Annotated in this window: 16 protein-coding genes, 1 tRNA gene and 2 pseudogenes; 7 read left to right on the top strand and 12 right to left on the bottom strand. The window is 36.2% G+C overall.

All coding sequences use genetic code 11. The features are described 5' to 3' along the window. Nucleotides 1-84: 84 nt before the first annotated feature. Nucleotides 85-1,646: pseudogene (gene aceB, locus OWR28_RS26780) on the bottom strand (malate synthase A). Nucleotides 1,647-1,771: 125 nt separating this feature from the next. Between aceB and OWR28_RS03205 the strand changes: the two are divergent. The 6 genes from OWR28_RS03205 to OWR28_RS03180 all read left to right on the top strand — a co-directional run bounded on the left by OWR28_RS03205 (nucleotide 1,772) and on the right by OWR28_RS03180 (nucleotide 5,024). Next, nucleotides 1,772-2,146 (top strand): helix-turn-helix transcriptional regulator, encoded by a 375-nt coding sequence (locus tag OWR28_RS03205; protein WP_332385460.1) that lies wholly within the window; start codon nucleotides 1,772-1,774, stop codon nucleotides 2,144-2,146. After that, nucleotides 2,106-2,429 (top strand): hypothetical protein, encoded by a 324-nt coding sequence (locus tag OWR28_RS03200; protein WP_332385459.1) that lies wholly within the window; start codon nucleotides 2,106-2,108, stop codon nucleotides 2,427-2,429. The genes OWR28_RS03205 and OWR28_RS03200 overlap by 41 nt, the downstream gene beginning before the upstream one ends. Continuing rightward, nucleotides 2,423-2,812, top strand: coding sequence for a hypothetical protein (locus tag OWR28_RS03195; protein ID WP_332385471.1), 390 nt, complete (start codon nucleotides 2,423-2,425; stop codon nucleotides 2,810-2,812). The genes OWR28_RS03200 and OWR28_RS03195 overlap by 7 nt, the downstream gene beginning before the upstream one ends. Continuing rightward, complete coding sequence (locus OWR28_RS03190; RefSeq protein ID WP_332385458.1) at nucleotides 2,770-3,123, top strand: hypothetical protein; 354 nt, start codon at nucleotides 2,770-2,772, stop codon at nucleotides 3,121-3,123. Before OWR28_RS03195 ends, OWR28_RS03190 begins: the two co-directional genes overlap by 43 nt. A gap of 457 nt (nucleotides 3,124-3,580) precedes the next feature. Continuing rightward, nucleotides 3,581-4,234 carry a ComF family protein gene (locus OWR28_RS03185; RefSeq protein WP_332385457.1) on the top strand — a complete coding sequence of 218 codons (654 nt, stop codon included), beginning with the start codon at nucleotides 3,581-3,583 and terminating at the stop codon, nucleotides 4,232-4,234. Between the two features lie 103 nt (nucleotides 4,235-4,337). After that, nucleotides 4,338-5,024: an alpha/beta fold hydrolase gene (locus tag OWR28_RS03180; protein ID WP_332385456.1), complete on the top strand. Its 687-nt coding sequence runs from the start codon at nucleotides 4,338-4,340 to the stop codon at nucleotides 5,022-5,024. Nucleotides 5,025-5,026: 2 nt separating this feature from the next. On the opposite strand, the pseudogene upp reads toward OWR28_RS03180, so the two are convergent. Both upp and der read right to left on the bottom strand, forming a co-directional pair. Then, nucleotides 5,027-5,676 (bottom strand): annotated as a pseudogene (gene upp, locus OWR28_RS03175) (uracil phosphoribosyltransferase). Between the two features lie 148 nt (nucleotides 5,677-5,824). Continuing rightward, entirely contained in the window at nucleotides 5,825-7,135 is a 1,311-nt protein-coding gene (der, locus tag OWR28_RS03170; RefSeq protein ID WP_002976791.1) for a ribosome biogenesis GTPase Der, read from the bottom strand. A gap of 374 nt (nucleotides 7,136-7,509) precedes the next feature. Here der and OWR28_RS03165 point away from each other — a divergent pair. Further along, nucleotides 7,510-7,580 (top strand) — tRNA-Gln (locus OWR28_RS03165). Nucleotides 7,581-7,990: 410 nt separating this feature from the next. Here the strand turns inward: OWR28_RS03165 and OWR28_RS03160 are convergent. From OWR28_RS03160 to OWR28_RS03120, 9 genes are all read right to left on the bottom strand, one after another. After that, complete coding sequence (locus OWR28_RS03160; RefSeq protein WP_105703970.1) at nucleotides 7,991-8,383, bottom strand: hypothetical protein; 393 nt, start codon at nucleotides 8,381-8,383, stop codon at nucleotides 7,991-7,993. Nucleotides 8,384-8,626: 243 nt separating this feature from the next. After that, on the bottom strand, nucleotides 8,627-8,770 hold the full coding sequence (locus tag OWR28_RS03155; protein WP_332385455.1) for a hypothetical protein: 144 nt from the start codon (nucleotides 8,768-8,770) through the stop codon (nucleotides 8,627-8,629). A gap of 556 nt (nucleotides 8,771-9,326) precedes the next feature. Next, nucleotides 9,327-10,784: an RHS repeat-associated core domain-containing protein gene (locus OWR28_RS03150; protein WP_332385470.1), complete on the bottom strand. Its 1,458-nt coding sequence runs from the start codon at nucleotides 10,782-10,784 to the stop codon at nucleotides 9,327-9,329. A gap of 442 nt (nucleotides 10,785-11,226) precedes the next feature. Then, on the bottom strand, nucleotides 11,227-13,413 hold the full coding sequence (locus tag OWR28_RS03145) for an RHS repeat-associated core domain-containing protein (protein ID WP_332385454.1): 2,187 nt from the start codon (nucleotides 13,411-13,413) through the stop codon (nucleotides 11,227-11,229). A gap of 86 nt (nucleotides 13,414-13,499) precedes the next feature. After that, complete coding sequence (locus OWR28_RS03140; RefSeq protein WP_332385452.1) at nucleotides 13,500-14,780, bottom strand: DUF6443 domain-containing protein; 1,281 nt, start codon at nucleotides 14,778-14,780, stop codon at nucleotides 13,500-13,502. A gap of 7 nt (nucleotides 14,781-14,787) precedes the next feature. Further along, nucleotides 14,788-15,141 (bottom strand): hypothetical protein, encoded by a 354-nt coding sequence (locus tag OWR28_RS03135; RefSeq protein ID WP_332385451.1) that lies wholly within the window; start codon nucleotides 15,139-15,141, stop codon nucleotides 14,788-14,790. Next, nucleotides 15,102-15,764, bottom strand: a complete 663-nt coding sequence (locus OWR28_RS03130; RefSeq protein ID WP_332385450.1) for a hypothetical protein — start codon at nucleotides 15,762-15,764, stop codon at nucleotides 15,102-15,104. The genes OWR28_RS03135 and OWR28_RS03130 overlap by 40 nt, the downstream gene beginning before the upstream one ends. A gap of 73 nt (nucleotides 15,765-15,837) precedes the next feature. Next, nucleotides 15,838-16,947, bottom strand: a complete 1,110-nt coding sequence (locus OWR28_RS03125) for a hypothetical protein (protein ID WP_332385449.1) — start codon at nucleotides 16,945-16,947, stop codon at nucleotides 15,838-15,840. Beyond that, nucleotides 16,929-18,218, bottom strand: coding sequence for a hypothetical protein (locus tag OWR28_RS03120; RefSeq protein WP_332385448.1), 1,290 nt, complete (start codon nucleotides 18,216-18,218; stop codon nucleotides 16,929-16,931). The genes OWR28_RS03125 and OWR28_RS03120 overlap by 19 nt, the downstream gene beginning before the upstream one ends. Nucleotides 18,219-18,222: the final 4 nt, after the last annotated feature.

Genomic DNA, 18,222 nt, shown 5'->3' with positions numbered 1-18,222 from the left:
TGCCAGAGACTGGTTATATTGTTACTGTTAAATTGATGATCCGGCTTCAACCAGCAACTATAAAACCATCAACCAATATTTTTACTAAATAAAAGGATATGCTTTAAGTGTCAGGAATTCAAAATTCTCACAAAGATCAGCTCATTGAAAAGCTCTTGGCAAGATTAAACTTTCCGTTTCTGAAACGGGTTTCCCTACATATTTTTCAATATGATCCATTTCTTCTTTTCCCACTGTAAAACCATATTTCGGGTCAACGTTCTGTCATCGCTTAAAACGGCTTCATTTTTCAGCCATTGCCAGATCTGTGTTCTTGAAATCTCTGCAGTAGCCGCATCTTCCATCAGGTTGTAAATGGCTGCGGCACCGGTTCCCATCAGCCAGCTTTCAAGGTAAAGAATTCCTACATTGATATTTTTCCGAACTCCTTTTTCGGTAATATCGCCTTTGGGAATTTCCAGCAGACTGCTTTCTGTAATATGATATTCAAATTTTTTATCGATCTGATTTTTGAAGGCATGTATTGGTCAAAACTTCTGTAGCCACAGTAACTAATGCAGGATGTGCCACCCATGTTCCGTCATGCCCATTTTTCACTTCTCTTTCCTTATCGCTTTTTACTTTTTCAAAAGCCTGTTTGTTTGCTCCTTCATCATCTTTTACAGGAATTTGAGCGGCCATCCCGCCAATCGCATGTACATTTCTTTTGTGACAAACTTCAATGACTCTTTTTGAGTAAGCGCTCATGAAAGGTGAAGTCATCGTCACCTGATCTCTGTCCGGAACAATAAATTCAGGAAGATTTCTGAACTTTTTAATATAAGAGAAAATATAATCCCATCTGCCACAGTTAAGGCCGGCACTGTGTTCTTTCAATTCAAATAAAATTTCATCAATCTGAAATGAAGCGGTAATGGTTTCTATTAAAACTGTAGCTTTGATTGTTCCCTCCTGAATACCCAGATAATTTTGGGCAAAAACAAAAACATCATTCCACCAGCGGGCTTCTTTATAATGTTCCAGCTTTGGAAGATAGAAATAAGGACCGCTTCCTTTTTCTATAAGCGTCTTGGCATTTCTGAAAAATACATTCCAAAATCAATCAGGGAACCGGAAGCCTTCTCTCCGTTAATTTCAATATGTTTCTCCGGAAGATGAAGACCCCGGGGACGAACCTGCAAAACAGCAGTCTTTTCATTAAGGGTATAAGCTTTGCCTTTTTCGTTGACAAAATCAATGGTTCTGTTAATAGCATCAGAAAGATTAATCTGTCCCTGGATACAATTTTCCCATACCGGCGAGCTGCTGTCTTCAAAGTCAGCCATAAATGTAGAAGCTCCGGAATTCAATGCATTAATAATCATCTTACGGTCAACGGGTCCGGTAATTTCCACTCTCCTGTCCAGCAAGTCTTCCGGCAGTGCTGCACATACCCAGTTTCCTTTCCGGACAGCTTCTGTTTCTTTTAAAAATACGGGCAGCTTTCCTGGTCAAATTTCTGCTGTGTTTTTTTCTTTCTTCTAAAAGTTCTAATCTTTTATGATTGAAATTTGATGAAGGGCAATCAGAAAATCTACCATATCCGGAGTGAAAAATGCTTCAAATTGTTTCTGAGCCTTTATTTCTAATTGAGTCTTGGTTTCCATAACATATTGACTTTGTGATTTGATGTTACAAACATAAATAAAAATTTTCACAAATAGCGAACGTTCGCTAAATTTATTAAAAAATATTATGCGAATAATCGCATCTATTTATTTATATTTGGGTAATGAATTCAGAAAGCGACTTTATCAAAACAGTTTTCGGACTAAAACTGAAACAGCAGAGACAGAAAAGAAACTGGTCCTTGCAGGATCTTGCTGTAAAGACAGGATTATCAAAATCTTATCTTAATGAAATCGAGAATGGTAAGAAATATCCAAAGCATGATAAGATCATCCAGCTTTCTGAAGCGCTGAGCTGCACATTTGATGATCTGGTTTCTACCAAGCTTGATAAAAGCCTCGCTCCTTTCAATGAAATTCTGCAATCTGATTTCTTTAAGGAAGTTCCGTTGGAACTGTTCGGGATCAACAAAAATAACCTCATCAGTATTATCAGTGATGCACCCAAAAGTAACCGCTTTTATCAATGCGCTGATTGAAATTTCACAGAATTATAATCTTGGAAAAGAAAGGTTTTATTTTGCCGTGTTAAGATCGTTTCAGGAACTGTATGATAATTATTTTCCGGAAATTGAAGAAAAAGTAAGTTTATTCACGAAGGAAAATAAGCTGGAGGCCGGGAAAAATTTAAAGCCTGACATTCTGGAAAAAATTCTTGGAGAAAAGTTTGGTTACAAGATTCAATCTGAAGACTTTGAAAAATATGGCACTTTGGATAATCTTCGCTCACTTTTTATTCCTGAGAAAAACTCTTACTGCTGAATCAAAAACTGGAAAAAGATCAGAAAACATTCATTCTTGCTAAAGAAATTGGATTCAATGTACTGGAATTAAAAAACCGGCCCAATACATATTCATGGCTTGATTTCGGGAGCTTTGAAGAAATTCTGAATAATTTTTATGCGTCTTATTTTGCGGGCGCTTTATTAATTTCTAAAGAGCCTGTTATCGAAAAAACCTCTGAATTTTTCCAGCAAAGCAAATGGGAGCCGGAAAATTTTGAAAATCTTATCAACAGCTTCACCCACTCTCCCGAAACATTTTATTACCGGCTGACCAATATTCTTTCAGCTGAAATGGGTATTAAAGACCTGTTTTATTTATGCCTGGTAAAAAGAAAAATTCTGATAAAATCCAGATTTTAAAGGAGCTTCACCTTAACCACCAGCAGGCTCCTCACGCCAATGCCACCAATGAACATTACTGCAGAAGATGGATTGCTGTGAAAAATCTTGATCATTTAAAGGAAAATGAAACTTTAACCGACGCTCAGATTTCTCATTATAAAGATCAGGGAATAAGCTATCTGGTGATTTCCACTTCACAAAAAAACCCTTTTTCAGATGGAAGCAACAGAAGTTATTGCCTGGGCATTTTACTGAATTCTCAAACCATAAAAAATAGGTTTTATCAAGTCTGCTTCTTTAAAAACCATCAATGTAGGTGTTACCTGTGAATCCTGCAGTATTGCAGACTGTGAAGTAAGGCAAGCTCCGCCGGTAAGGCTGGAAAAGGAGCATTTTAACATAAGCATGAAGAGTTCTGTGGAAAAAATCAGGAAGAGATTTGAAAATTGATGGATGAATAGTGAATCGTCAATGCGCTTCGCTTGTGAATTTTATGTACGGTGCGGGATTCGAGATGTGTGATCCGGATTTATGTATTGTTTAAAATCTACGGATAACTTATTTATATCAAACCCAAAATTCGCAAAGTTTTTTATACTGTTTTACAGTGTTTGGCCACAAAGGCGTTTCGCCCAGCAACGAAAATTTTTCCTTTATCAGATAAAATATCCTTGCGAACAATATAAATTAGCTAACAAAACTTGCGAATATTAACGGTAATAATTATTCACCATTGACTTTGCGAAGCAAAAACTGACAATAATTTTATATCTTAGTAAAAACACTATGATATTAGATATACTGTTTCCCAACCGCTGCATTCACTGCAACAGAATCATCGATGCTGAACTTTTGGTTTGTGATCTTTGCTTCAGCCAGATTCATTTTACCCATTACCATTATTTTGGAAATAATCCGATAAAGGAAAAATGCAGTTTATTTTTTCCTGTTGAGAACACATTTGCACTGATACAGTTTGAGGAAGAAGGCTTAAGCCGCAAGATTATTCATGAACTAAAATACAGAAGCCGGGAAAAAACAGGAAGAATTCTGGCAGACTGGACTACAGAACAACTGGATTTTCAAGACGACCATCCTGATCTTTTGGTAAGTGTACCGCTTCATCCAAAGAAACTGAAAGAACGGGGATACAATCAGCTTCATTTATATACTGAAACTTTGTCTAAATTTTATCACATACCTTTTGATCATGAATTAATCAGGAGAAATTATTATTCCAGAGCACAGGCCTTAAAAGATAAGAAGCACAGATTGGAAACGGTCAATACTTTTTCCATCACCCGGCCTGTTACCGGAAAGCATATTCTTCTGATTGATGATGTTTTCACTACGGGCAATACAGTTTCATCCGTTGCATGGGAGATTCTAAATGCCGGAGACAATAAGGTAAGTGTTTTGGTGATGGCGGTGGATATATGATGGAGATGCGGGTTTCGGGATACGGGTTATATTTAAGCTCTGTTTACTCAGTCTATTTTCACCATTCAATTCTTTTCGCTAATTTTCAGAAAATTAAACAGCTATGCCAAATCTGCTTTTATTACACGGAGCCCTGGGACACAGCGATATTTTCGCGCCTTATCTGAATGTACTTTCTCAGTATTTTACAGTGCACACCCCTTTATTTTCAGGTCATGGAAATAACGAACTGCCAACAGAAGGTGTCAGTATTGAAAAGTACACGCAGGAACTTTCGGAATATTGTAAAGTGAATAACCTGGCGGATGTATCAATTTTCGGACACAGTATGGGAGGCTATATAGCACTTTGCTATGCTATGAAAAATCCTGAAAATGTAAATTCTGTTATGACCCTGGGAACTAAGTTTGAATGGACTGAAGAGCAGGCTTTAAAAGAAAGTAAAATGCTTAATCCTGATGTCATTCTTGAGAAAGTTCCTCAGTATGCCCGGCTTTTAGAATCACAACATGGATCAAAATGGAAAGAACTTCTTCCTGCTATTGCTGCATTAATGGTTGATCTGGGCAAAAACCCTCCTTTGGAAAATAATTTTGCTACGATCAATATCCCGGTTCAGGTTATGGTGGGAGATAAAGACAATATGGTTACTATCGAGGAAAGCGCACATGTTTACCGAAGCCTTCCTGATGCAAAATTAGCCGTACTCCCGGATACCAAACATCCCATGGATAAAGTACGGCCTGATTTATTGTTAAGCTTAATGAAAGATTTCTGGAACCTTTCTTAAAATTACCGCTGAAGTTTTTCTCCGTAGCTCAAATCCCCGGCATCCCCAGTCCCGGAGTGATATACCCTTTAGAAGTTAAATGCTCATCGATAGCTCCTACCCAGATCTGAGCTTCAGGATAGGCATTCTGAATGGTTTCAACACCCTGCCTTGAAGCAATAGCTGCTACAATATGAAGCTGGGTTGGATTTCCATGAGTCAGCAAATCTTTGATGGCTTCAATTAAAGAGGCTCCTGTCGCCAGCATTGGATCTGCAACAATCAAAGGTCTGTTTTCAATACTTGGACAAGTAAGATAATCCTGCTTGATTGAAAAATAATCGTTGGCATCATGTTTTCTGTAAGCTGCCACAAAACCACAGTCTGCTCTGTCCAGATAATTAAGAATTCCTTCAAACAACGGAACACCAGCCCTTAAAATAGTAGTAATGACAGGCTGTACAGCAATTTCCCTGCTTTTTATCGTATCTAAAGGAGTTTGAATTTCAATTTCCCTGTACTCCAGTCCTTTACTGATTTCAAAAGCGGCAATCTCCCCGATTCTCTCCATATTCCTTCTGAATCTCATCCGGTCATGCTGGATATTAACGTTTCTAAGTTCGTTGATCCATTCGTTGACAAGAGAAAAATGTTGCGATAAAATAGTAAGCATGAAAATTATATTTTTAATTTCAGTTCATTGAATTAATTCCTGCAAAATTACAACTAAAAACGAATTGAAAGATCAGGTTAAGTCTGTTATTAAATAAAGTCTCCGGCAAGCTTCGCTTGCCGGAGACTTTGATGAATATTTGTTCCTATTATTTTTGTCTGAAATATACTTCGATCGGAACTCCGGTAAACCCGAATTCTTTTCTCAACTGATTTTCAGTAAACCTTTTATACGGTTCTTTCACATATTGCGGAAGGTTGCAGAAAAATACAAACTGCGGTGACGGCGTAGGAAGCTGAACACAATATTTGATTTTAATATATTTTCCCTTCAAAGCCGGCGGCGGTGTATTTTCAAAAATCGGAAGCATTACTTCATTCAGCTTTGAAGTTTTAATTTTCTTCTTACGGTCTTCATAAACCTGCATAGCTACTTCTACAGCCTTTAGAATTCTTTGCTTCGTTAAAGCTGAAACGAACAGGATTGGAATATCCTGGAACTGACCGATTTTATCTTTGATTGATTTTTCGAAATCACGCATTGTATTGGTCTGTTTGTCCTCGATCAAATCCCATTTATTAACAAGGATTACGATTCCTTTTCTGTTTTTCTGAGCCAGTCCGAAGATGTTCATATCCTGAGATTCCCATCCCTGTGTAGCATCTACCATAATGATCACTACATCAGAATATTCAATGGAGCGGATAGATCTCATTACAGAATAGAACTCAAGGTCTTCATTTACCTTGGACTTTCTTCTCATCCCTGCTGTATCCACCAATACAAACTCGTGTCCGAATTTGTTATACAAAGTCTGAATACTGTCTCTTGTTGTTCCTGCAATATCAGTTACGATATTTCTTTCAACATCCAGTAAAGCGTTTGTCAAGGTAGATTTCCCCACATTCGGACGGCCTGCAATGGTAATTTTAGGAAGCCCTTCAAACGGATCTTTATATTCTGTGGTTGGAAAATCTCTAACGATATCATCCAGCAGATCTCCTGTCCCGGAACCTGTAGCTGAAGAAAGTGTATAGTATTTATCGATTCCTAACTGATAAAATTCAGTAGCAGGAAGTTCTTCTTTCGCAGAGTCCACTTTATTGATAACAATATAAATCGGTTTGTTGGATCTTCTGAGAAGTCTGTAAATTTCGTGGTCGGTATCAGTAAGCCCTTCCTCTACGTTCATCATAAAGATAATAGAAGTGGCTTCATCTACTGCTAACTGTACCTGCTTACGGATTTCTTCTTCAAAGATATCATCTGTACCTACATCGTACCCTCCGGTATCAATTACGGTAAAGTCTACTCCGTTCCAGTCTGATTTTCCGTAGTGACGGTCTCTGGTAACACCGGCTGTAGAATCTACAATGGCTTCTCTTCTTTCTAATAAACGGTTAAAAAGCGTGGATTTTCCTACGTTGGGACGTCCAACGATTGCAACAATATTTGACATAAAAAATGTTTAATACTCCTTTGCTGTGCTCAGGATATGTTATTAATGGGTTACTCCAACTTTTGGAGCCCAATTTTTTTTGCAAAGATAAGGTTTTATTATTTAACTGAACTTTGAAGGATGGAAGCAGGAAGATGGAGGCTGGAAATTATTATTCAAGGGAAAAATTACAGTGAACCCCTACTCATCAAATTGAGCAAGTAAAATCCACAAACCTACTGTTCATGGGTAGATAAGATTTTTTTAAAATTTTATTAAAAAATAATTCTTTGGATATCAATACATAAAGCTGTCATCTTAGTAATTATGTTAATGAATCTTTAATTTTGATTTTCATATTTAAAATAAATTCTATAATTTCGCGGCATAGAAACAGACCCATGGTGTAGCGGTAACACTACTGATTTTGGTTCAGTCATCTGGGGTTCGAATCCCTGTGGGTCTACAACCAAATAAAAGCAACTCGCTAATTTACAGCAAGTTGCTTTTTTATTTTAGTCACTTTTGGTCACTTGGTCACGATTTTGGTCACTGTCTTTCTAAAAACTCTTGGAGTGAACCCGATTGAATCTATTTTAATCTGATTGTATTTTAGCTACGGAAATAATGCCCATTACTGCCAAAATAATCATACATTACCAATTATCTATATCTCAGATCAGATAAAAAAAGTGAGTGTCCGAAAAGTCAGATATACCATCTGAGAATCAAATATTCATATACTCCTCTTGTATAGGGGTACGAATAAAATCAACAAAAATTGAGGCTGTCCGAAAAGTTTGGACAACCTCTTTGTTTATTATCTGAGAACGAACGAGACATTTGCACTAGTGGGGACTTTGCTTAGTGTTTTTTTTATTCTATAATCTTTTTATAACAATTCTCCCCATCATGGTAGCCAAAGCAAAGTACAATATTCTTATCTTTTTTCTCAAAAAAAGTAGTATAAGTCATATCAGTATCATTCACATCTTCTGGAAAGGCAATTAAATCTTTATCAAAATTTAAATAAAAATCATTAAACTTTATTGTGTTACCTTCTAATTTGTATTTCGAATTGTAATTCAACACTTTCTTCCCTTTTATATTGTAAATTACTCTGTTATAAACCCCATCCTTGTTAATCGTTAAAGTGTCATATGTATTTTTGTATGATATGGGTGAATATTTTCCATATATATCTTCATTACTAATATTTTGGCACGAAAATAAAAAAGGTAATAAAATTAAACTTATACTTTTCTTCATATTTATTAATTTAAGTTGTTCGATTTAAAATCTAGGTCTTGTTAGTATAGATGGTGGTGTTATAGCTTGTTTAAAAACGTTCTTTGAGGTTGGGTTAATTACTTTTTTGAATTTCGGAGTTGCTTTCAGTCCATATATAAGTCTGATATGTATTTCCAAAGCTTTTTAGCTTTCCTTCGGTTCTTTCAAAATTATTTACTGGTAATCTATAAAACAATGACTCTTGTGACTTAGAATCAGTCATTAAAAAAGTGTTTCATCTCCTAATTTATACCAAGACACATTTGATCTTCCCCACATCTGCTCATACCCATCAAAATTTGCTGTGATGGGGTTAGCTTGAAGATAATCCATTTTAACAACTCCTTTTGGTTCTTTTGAATTCATTGCATCCTTTCTTGCTAAACGATGGCTTATCTAGAGAAGCAAAAGGTCCATCATTAGAATCATTAAAATCACTAAATAGACTGCGAGCAGGTCCACTTCCTCCAAAATATTCAAGTGCTATAGTGTCCCATCCTACATCTTTTCCTCTATGAGTATAACCTCTAATAATAGATTCTCCGTCTTTAATAATATTTGAAGCTCCAGTTTGTCGACTAACTACTTTAGTGTCTCCATCCAAAGTCTTATCAAAAAAACAATTGTATTGAAGCATCAAAATCACTTCATCATCTTTTTTTGATATAGTTTTTACTTCTTCTAAGTATTGATTGACTTCTTTTTCTCATCCAAGGATAAGTTTTCATATTTATCAATAGCCACATTATTCTTTATTTGACAAGCAATGAAGAAAAAAGTTAATAAGATGAGAAAAGTGTTAGTTCGAGTTATTATTGTTTGCATTATTATTTGTTTTTATCATTGCGTATCTCTGAATAACTCTAATTCTTTAATTCTGTCTACAATATTAACACACGCTCACAAGGGAAAACTTTATTCACTATTTATTTAGTTCTTTTTGTAAACTATCAATAACTTTATTTGCCTCTTGTCGCAATGTAGCTCTTTCTTTTATATTGTCTCCAATAGTAAAATAAATCCAATTTAACATTTTCATATCAGCACTACTATTAGAAGTTTTATTGTATTTATCCTTAGATTTAACGCTAAATTTTCCATCGAAAAAATCGAATACATATGTCTGCCCATCAATTAATTTATTATTATATTTTTGATAATCATAATCTTCGATTTCTTTAATGATGTTCTGATTTTCTGTATAAAAGAATTTATTTTTTAAAATTCCTTTATTTCTTAAATATGGACTGTATAGAATTCCATTTTTAGGAATATTGAAATTTGAAGATTCTTTTTTGATTTTTTCTTCAAAAATAATTATAATTATTCCTTTATGTTGATTAGGAATATAATAAGAAATGCTTTTGGAAGAACCATTACTACAATTTAAAAATATTGCTAGTATCAAAAGCAAATAAAAATTTATTATTTTCATATTACCATTTTTTGGAGGTTGAGTTATATTGTTATCCTTATCTAAATAAATTATTTTATTAAACTGAGACATTGGTCTATTGTTGTCTCCTGGAAGTGAGGCAGTTGGCTCTTTTATTTTTCCGCCAAGAGGTCCCGAATTCCCTAGACTTACACCTTGTCCATTTTGGCCTGTAATGTAAGTTTCGTTCGCTGGAAAATGATCACCAGATACAGTTCCTTTAATATGCAACATTTTATTACCATTTGAAAGTGAAGTTGTTGTTATTGTCATTGAAGGCTTAACATCTATATCAGGAGAAAGAGTTACCAAATCATTATTGCCTGAAAGATGCATATCTAAATTAACCTGATTTTCATCTTTAACTAAGGATACCGTTAAAGAAGCTTCAGATAAGGTAGTCTCTCCTGAGGATAAATCTTTAGAATGTGACCCTCTAGCCACAACATTTACTAATGCATCTTTAGCCGAATTTGCCCCTAAGTCCAAATCTACTCTTCCATAGATTTTGGATGAAGCATTTGGATTAGTACCTGGTTTTCTATCAGCACCGTCTCCAGCAAATGGCCCTTGAACTCTAAACCCCCAATGATTCCCATAATAGGTAAGTGTTGGTAGAGGTCCTCCGAATGAATCGAAAGGAGCATAGCTTGCAGTATGGATGCTGATGCGCTCCAAACCCTCCAACTCTCTTGCATCAACAACTCTATTCTCAGAGAAATTATAATGTGACTGGTAAGTGTATTTTTCACTTAACGGATCTATATTAAAAAATCTTCCCATTGCAGCGTCATAGTTCCTCCATCGGTAAGAACTCCAGCCTGTTTCCGTTTGTTTCTCCTGTCCCTGTGTAGAGTATCTATAGGCTGGAGATATTGTATTATTAATATTCAAGTCTCCGCCAAACTCAAGCCCGAAAGGATAGTAATGGTTTGTTCTGTCTATTTTCAGGTTTCCGGAAGTATCTTTGTAATACGCCAGTCGGATGTTTCCTACCTGATCTGTGTAATTGCAAATTTATAAAACAGGTAACCTATTGATTACCTGCTTTTAAATTATTTTATTTATAATTTTCTTTGCCAAAGTCCAATAAAAATGGAACCCAACATTTTTGAAACATGACCATATTAGTAAAAGATTTGTATGATTATTGGAACTATTATAACCAAATATAATATCGTTCTCTACCTAATAAACTTCTTCATTAAAACTATAATTACAAAAATAAATGCAACGCCTGTAAAAAATTTTATATACCCTGCTGTCTGATCTTGTATTTCTTTATAATTTCTCCTATCCCCAATAAGTTTACGGAATAAAAAATAGATACCATTACCAATTACATTGATAAGTATTTGTTGAAATATGAATTCAAAAATTCCCATTTTTAGTTTTTGTGTTTGTCCTCTGATAAGGGTTTTATTAAACTTGTTGTACCTAACTTAAACATTCCAAAGTTATTAACCAGATTTATTCCTTTGTTTAAATACCTATTTATTGCTCCTCTTGTTGCTGGAGCTGCTCTTGCAATTGCAGTTCCTTTAAATGTACTAGAAAATTTTGTAGCATTTAATGGCCCAATATTATCAGCTAATTTAAAAACTGTTTTAGGGAGAACCTGCTGACCTACTCCAGCGACTTTCAATTCTGATGATAAAGGATTAAAAGTTGAGGTAAAAGCAAGAGCTCTATCTCCTTCATTATATTGATTTGATCCATCCAAATTACTATATACTTGTTGCCCTGTAAGTCCTGAAGTATGTTTACCTCCCATAAAATTACCTGTATCCAAAACTTGAAATCCTAAGTAAAAACTATTTGTGACATTATATGAAATTTTTCCAACAAGGTTATTTGAAGCTGCCCATTCTCCCCAGAGTCCTTTACTTCCTCCATCCCATTGACCTACATATGCTCCAGTAGATATATTTGTTCCTGCCGGAGTAGAAAAGCTTCCGCCCAAATTGTTACCACTTATATTATCTGTTACCGAACCATCTTGGTTTAATGAATAACTATATTTTCCAGTACCCATAAATCCTTGCCCAGATATATTAGCATAAGAATATACGGCTGCTGCATCTGTAATTCCTGCTGCTTTAGCTTGAGAAACAGTCTTTACATTTGCCATATATGTCCATGTTGAAACACCATTAATATTTTGTAAAACCCAATCAACCGGTGCATTACCATCAGGATCAACATATCGAATTGGGTTATTTAACACATAATTATAAGTTGAAACTCCCGCAAATTTTTCACTTAATAGATCTGGTACTACCCATCGTCCGATATCAGACATATACATTCTGGTTCCGTAATCACTCCATCCTGTCTCTTGTTGTTTTTCCTTCCCTTGTGTAGAGTATTTATAGTTGGGAGATATTGAAAGAGAAGTTCCTAAATAATCACCAAACTCTAATCCAAACGGATAAAAGTTAGTCGTTCTGTCTATTTTGAGGTTTCCGGAAGCATCTTTGTAATACGCCAGTCTGATGTTTCCTACCTGATCGGTATAATGGTAAATATACAGATTTTTAACAAAGTCATAATATCCTTCAGAAGTAGGGACAAAACTTAAAACATCATTGGTATACTGAAATCCATCCAGATAATCAGTCTTGTCGATGGTTTTTAATTTGGTTCTTCCTCTTCCGTAGATATAAATTTTTCTTAATTTAATTCCATCAGCATTGTACAGGTATTTTGTATTCACATTACTGTTTCCATCACGAGTATTATATAATTTATTAAACTTTATATAGTTGGGAAGATTAAGATAATTATAGTCTATCTGCAGCATTCCTCTATCTTCGTGGCTGATCATATTACCATTACCGTCATACGGAATGGCAGTTGATACAGAGGCCGGATAACCTCCATAATTCCCCGAAATATCATTAACCCTGGTAAGTTTATTACCCACATAAGTATATGCCAGATCATCCATCACTACAGCTCCCACATTTGATAAAAGCCTGTTCCTTTTTAGAGTCTGGATATTCCCGTTCACATCATAGGTTAGGGCTTCATTGTAGTAATTATTCTGTGGAACGGTGGTATTGGGTTCAGAATAGATCCCGCTTTTTAACCTGTTTAATCCATCGTATTGATAATTATACCTGCTAAACGGTCTGCCATCTGCTGCCTGCCAGTCTATTTCTGCAATATTCCCATTGTATTTTACCGTAGAAACTGTGGAGTACACAGGATTATGATATTTGATCTCATAGGCAAAGAGCTTCCCGTTTAAATTCGTAGGATCATTCACTTTGGTGAGCCATCCTCTGATATTGTAGCTCTGGTCTATTGACTGCAAAGGTGTACCGGTGGTATTCCCAGTCTTTTTATTCACAAGCTGCCCCAGATCATTGTAGGTGTTTTCTACCAGCAGTTCTTCTGTCTGACTGTTCACCTTATGATAATGCTTCAGCAGTCTTTTTTGGTCATCATATACAAACCTTTCTTTAATCACTACTTCTGCATCTGCACTTCCTTTCTTGTGATAAGTATAGCTTTCATCTACAGCACCTGTGAAATCAAGCTTGAATTCTTTTTTGGTATAACCTCCCAAATGGTTCCAGCTTTTCTCCGCAACTTTCCCACCTTTGGTGTTGTAATAGAAATAGGTTTTGGTCCAGTTGTCATCCTCAATGTTTTTTACATAGGAAGCTGTGGGAAGACCTTTTGTAGAAACGCCGCCGTTAATAGCTCTGTCCTCATTGATAACGTACTGCTCAAGGATCTTCGCAGGGGAAATTCCTTAGTATCCCTTGGATAAGAGTCGTAGTAATTAACCGTTAGCACCGTAGTAAAAGCTGACAGGAAATTGTTGGTATAATATACCATAATGCCATTTTTACTGAATCCTGTATCGGAAAGCGTTTCACTTGCCACCTTTGAGGCAATCTGACTTTGCATTGAGGCTCTGTCCCCACCGGCAATAAGCCCGGTATAGGCAACACGTCCAAAGGCATCATACTTGGTCAGGAGCCACTGTCCTTTATTTTTAAGGTTCACGTCCTGGGTAAGGACCGGGCGGTCGGCAGCATCATACACTACAGATTCCCAATCGTCCCTTCCCGGCAGTCTTTTTTCCACCTGTCTGTCCTGGCCATCATATCGGTACTGGTAACAAAGGCTGTTGACAATATCGGTGGTAACCACATTGTTATTCTGCTCAATTTTCTTTACTGCCAGTGCAGGAATCACAAATGCTTTTTGCCCGTATTCATTGTAGACATAATAAGTATCAATATTCTGTGTTCCATCCGTCCTGCGTACCAGCACCGTTTCACCGCGCCCGTTCTGAAATTCTGTTACAGGAGTTCCGTCTTCATCAGTTACCGTATTTTTGTATAATGTCCCTGCAGCGTAAAACTCACTTCCCGGTACTATCGATACAGAGGAAACGGTTTTATTATCCGTTCCTACTGTACCGGTTGTCGTAGTGGTGATAAATTTCTTGACCTCACTTCCCAGGTTTGTTTCATACTTAAATTTCTGGGTATGGCCGCTGCTCATCTTCCACGGATCACCCGGCTGGGCCACCTGCAGTATCCTGTCCAATGGAGAATTTTCTATCTGCTTTTCTGTGAAGGCATTGGCCGCTCCATAATAAGAATTAGCCGTACTCTCATTCACAATCCCGGTATGAATTGCCGAATTGAGGGTGTTAGCCGGAACAGGAAGGATATCTTTAGCCTGTCTTCCAAATGCATCATAGGTAATAGGAGTCACCAGGTCTTTTCCTGTGGCGGTTGCTTTTACACTAATGATCTGTTTGGGTCTTCCCAATCCGTCAAAATAGGTGATGGTTTCCGTTTTCTTACTGCAATCACCATTTAAACAGGTTTTGGATTGTATATAGTTTTCTGTCGTACTTTGTGCATAGGTTGTCAGCGCTGTAAACAGCAGACCTAATAATTTTATTCTTTTCATGGTGTGTTTACTGCTTATAATTATACTTGAATTCTTTAACCACCTTATAACTGAAGGTTCCGGCGTTGTCTCTTTCCCTTACCTGAACCTGTTTCAACCGGTTGGCGCTGTCATAGACATACAGCTCCCTTATTCCTGAAGGTGGTGTGATCGTGGTTACCCCCACTAAAGGATCATAGGTATAAGTGGTTACCATTCCTGCCGGCTGGAATGCATCAAGAGCCTGCAGTAATTCAGCTTCTTTGGTTGGATCGGCTGCATCTTCATTGGATTTCGTTACGATAGTACTGATCATTCCTTCGATCTGGCTATAAGTAGAGCCTACCACTTTGGCAATCGGCTTGGTTTTGTTATACCCCACACAATACTTACAGGTGTGCCATCTTTCTCCCTGTACTGAAGAATATTCCCCTTTTCATCATATTTTTCATAGGTAACTTCTTTAGAAGAAACAGTTGGGCTCAAATTATCATAAGAATTTACAGATAAGGGAAGCACTAAGTTTCCGGTAACCGCATGAGGCAAAGCGGTTGGGTAAATGGTCTCTTCTCTCGATACTACTTTGGTTGTATTACCTATGGTTTGCTGTGTTTTGGTTTCCAGCGGAATACCCACCATGTTTTTACCAATCATCATCTGATTGTTTTTTTCTGTAGCATATTGATAACTGGTAGCCAAAGAACTGCCATCTGCAAAAAGTTGTGTTGACAAAGAAGGATAATCAAAAGCATTAAAGACATTATTTGTAGTATTGGTTGCCGAGCTCTGCACCCCATTCTGATAAAAATATGATGTTTCTGTTTTCTTTGAAGGTAAAGCTATACCAAACTTTTCGTAATTTTTATAGGGAGTCGTAAGCTGTACTGAAACTCCTGTCTGAGATAATAGCTCCTGATAAGTATTATAGATAAAATATTCTCCAATAGAATTTCGATAAAAATTATCCAGTAATTTTATCCCATCATTTTTTTCGATTTCCGTCACGGAATAATCAGTCTTTACTTCAGAGAGAATCTGACCGGATGAATTATACTTTTTTGAGAAATAAGCTGTCCTCTCAGATAATCAAGATTCGGAATGCTAATAACCGGGGGTTGAAGCGCCAGACTTCCTGATTGGGAAAATCAAGAGGTGATCTGAACTGATATAATGTGCTGCCATTATCGATCATGCTATTATTAGCTCCTTTTACAATTTGCTTTACTCTAACATATTTATATCCTACATCGGAGCCCTGTGTCTTTTCAACAGGGATAATATTAAAATTTGTTGTTATTTCAAAGTCAGCCTTATAAAAAATATCTGCACCACTCACCTTGTTTTTATAGGTATAGCTGTCAAAATAACTTGTTATAGGTTCTGGAAATACTAGTGAACCACTGCTTTTTTGAGGAGATTCAATATCCCTGTAATCATACACAAACTCCTTTGCAGGGGTTGTAGATCCAGGAGTGTCAAAGTAACTAATACCATTACTCCTTAACCCTCCGCCGTTTTTTTTAATTTGATTGATAAAAACGTCTTCTGATGTGGTTGCTGAGAAAGTATCAGTTATATCTTCCTGAATAGATGGATAATAACTCCCTTCCAATGAAGCAAAATAAGTTCCCGGTTCAAGATAAATATTAGCTGTATAATCAGAGATAATTACTCCATCAGGGTTTACTGTAGATACCTCACAAGCTGGAGGCTGAGGTACATTACAGGTTTGGTTACCGTCCCCTTTTTGATAAACCTCAACAAAAGTATTAGTACCTGTCTTTTTGTAAATTTTGAAGATCCAGTTATAATAAATCAGATTACCGATCATAGAATGTATTTTAACATTCTGTGCACTGTTTACCGTAAAAAAGGATTGTTTAGCCCCGCCAAATGTTCCGAAATGAATAGGAACCTCATTAATCTGCTTTGTCCAATATCCTGCTACATCTTGCATGGATGCCCCTCCATAAAAATGACTGTAGTCATTTGAGCCAAAATCAAAAATTACTTTTCCTTTAGTAGGATAGGTTATGGATTTAATAACATCATTAGTTATATCGGTAGGATTTCTTTTATAATATCCCCAATTGTCTTTACTTAGATATCCCTGGCTTTTATAATAATCTATAATATATTCCTCATTTTGATTGCCCGGAGATGTTTTAATTACTTTATTGAGCACCATTTTTTTAATGAGCTTACCTCATTTTCTGGTTGATAGATGGTATCCGAATATCCATAATCAAAAATATATTTGTCGATATACTGCCCTGGAGTCTGTCTAGAATAATTGGTCTGAATGGATTTAAGCTTATACAGTTCCCCAGGTTGAATGTAATTCGAATCCATTCTGCCTTTTTCATAATTTAAGGTTATATTCCCTTTACCTACAATTTCTATACTTGTTAAAAGCTTTGTATTGGTTGTATTATAAATAGTTTGAGTTTCTATAGCTCCCGGCATATTTCCATCTGGGTTTCCGCTTGTATTTGCACCGGTAATATAATTTACATTTTTTGCATTTCTGACAGTTTTGGTAGTGGGCTCCTGAAACTTAACTTCACAAGAAAGATCGTAATTAAACAAAGCTAAAGCTACATTATTCTGATCTGTAATTTTAGTAAGATGAAAGGAAGACCAATAATCATCTATTTCAAGGTTACCATCAATTTCAGAGGTTCCTGTTGTCAATCCTGTTTTTATATTGTTAATTGACTTTTGAGACCTTTCCATAGAACTAAAAATATACCTAATCCCTTTGTCATCTACAATGGTAAAAGAACTAACTACTCCGGCAGGGTCATTCTCAAATCGTATCTGAAGGTTGTTTTTGTCCAGTTTTTCTGCTTTATAATTTCCTGAAGCATCTTTTACAATATAAAATCTTCCGGAATATCCCATAAAGTTATATTGAAATAAGTCATACTCTGTATCATATCTTCCTAACCCGGCAAAAAATGAATAATCATCCATGTTGATTGTCTCATTATTCAAAAGTTTGTAAGTTGGATTATAGGTATGATTGTAAATTCCAAATTTTGATTTGGGAGGACTAGAGAATGCAATAACCCTGTCTTTTTCATCAACACCTCCGCCTCTGATTGTTTTGGAAATTGTTCCTCCTGCAATCAGGTTCCAGCCAAGACCGGCTTCTCCGGCTTTATCATCCGGTTTAGCACTCAATGGGTGGTATTTGAGCTGCATTGCAATAGATACTTCAGAATCAGTAGTTGGAATAGAAAAAAGCGGAATACTGATGTCTGGAATTCCGGTATAGTAACTTACAGGCACCTCTTCAAATTTCATCAGATTGTTGGATGTAGGAGCAGGCGTAAATATTTTATTAATATCACCTACATAGCTTTTAGCTGCATTTCCTCCTGAGGAAGCCTGCCCATGAAGTGCCGTCCCCCAAATGGTTGCTAATGCAATGACAGCTATTATATTCTTTTTCATCGTG

It is taken from the genome of Chryseobacterium sp. 1B4 (assembly GCF_036631475.1).
GTDB lineage: Bacteria > Bacteroidota > Bacteroidia > Flavobacteriales > Weeksellaceae > Chryseobacterium.
Note: the sequence above shows the minus strand (reverse complement) of the source record. Positions and strands in the feature narration are given on the sequence as shown.

Excerpts from the sequence above, each read along its gene's own strand:
- OWR28_RS03125 (WP_332385449.1), bottom strand. The coding sequence starts at position 16,947 with ATGGTGCTCAATAAAGTAATTAAAACATCTCCGGGCAATCAAAATGAG.
- der (WP_002976791.1), bottom strand. The coding sequence starts at position 7,135 with ATGTCAAATATTGTTGCAATCGTTGGACGTCCCAACGTAGGAAAATCC.
- OWR28_RS03155 (WP_332385455.1), bottom strand. The coding sequence starts at position 8,770 with ATGAATTCAAAAGAACCAAAAGGAGTTGTTAAAATGGATTATCTTCAA.
- OWR28_RS03160 (WP_105703970.1), bottom strand. The coding sequence starts at position 8,383 with ATGAAGAAAAGTATAAGTTTAATTTTATTACCTTTTTTATTTTCGTGC.
- OWR28_RS03120 (WP_332385448.1), bottom strand. The coding sequence starts at position 18,218 with ATGAAAAAGAATATAATAGCTGTCATTGCATTAGCAACCATTTGGGGG.
- OWR28_RS03180 (WP_332385456.1), top strand. The coding sequence starts at position 4,338 with ATGCCAAATCTGCTTTTATTACACGGAGCCCTGGGACACAGCGATATT.
- OWR28_RS03200 (WP_332385459.1), top strand. The coding sequence starts at position 2,106 with ATGCACCCAAAAGTAACCGCTTTTATCAATGCGCTGATTGAAATTTCA.
- OWR28_RS03185 (WP_332385457.1), top strand. The coding sequence starts at position 3,581 with ATGATATTAGATATACTGTTTCCCAACCGCTGCATTCACTGCAACAGA.
- OWR28_RS03205 (WP_332385460.1), top strand. The coding sequence starts at position 1,772 with ATGAATTCAGAAAGCGACTTTATCAAAACAGTTTTCGGACTAAAACTG.
- OWR28_RS03190 (WP_332385458.1), top strand. The coding sequence starts at position 2,770 with ATGCCTGGTAAAAAGAAAAATTCTGATAAAATCCAGATTTTAAAGGAG.
- OWR28_RS03140 (WP_332385452.1), bottom strand. The coding sequence starts at position 14,780 with ATGAAAAGAATAAAATTATTAGGTCTGCTGTTTACAGCGCTGACAACC.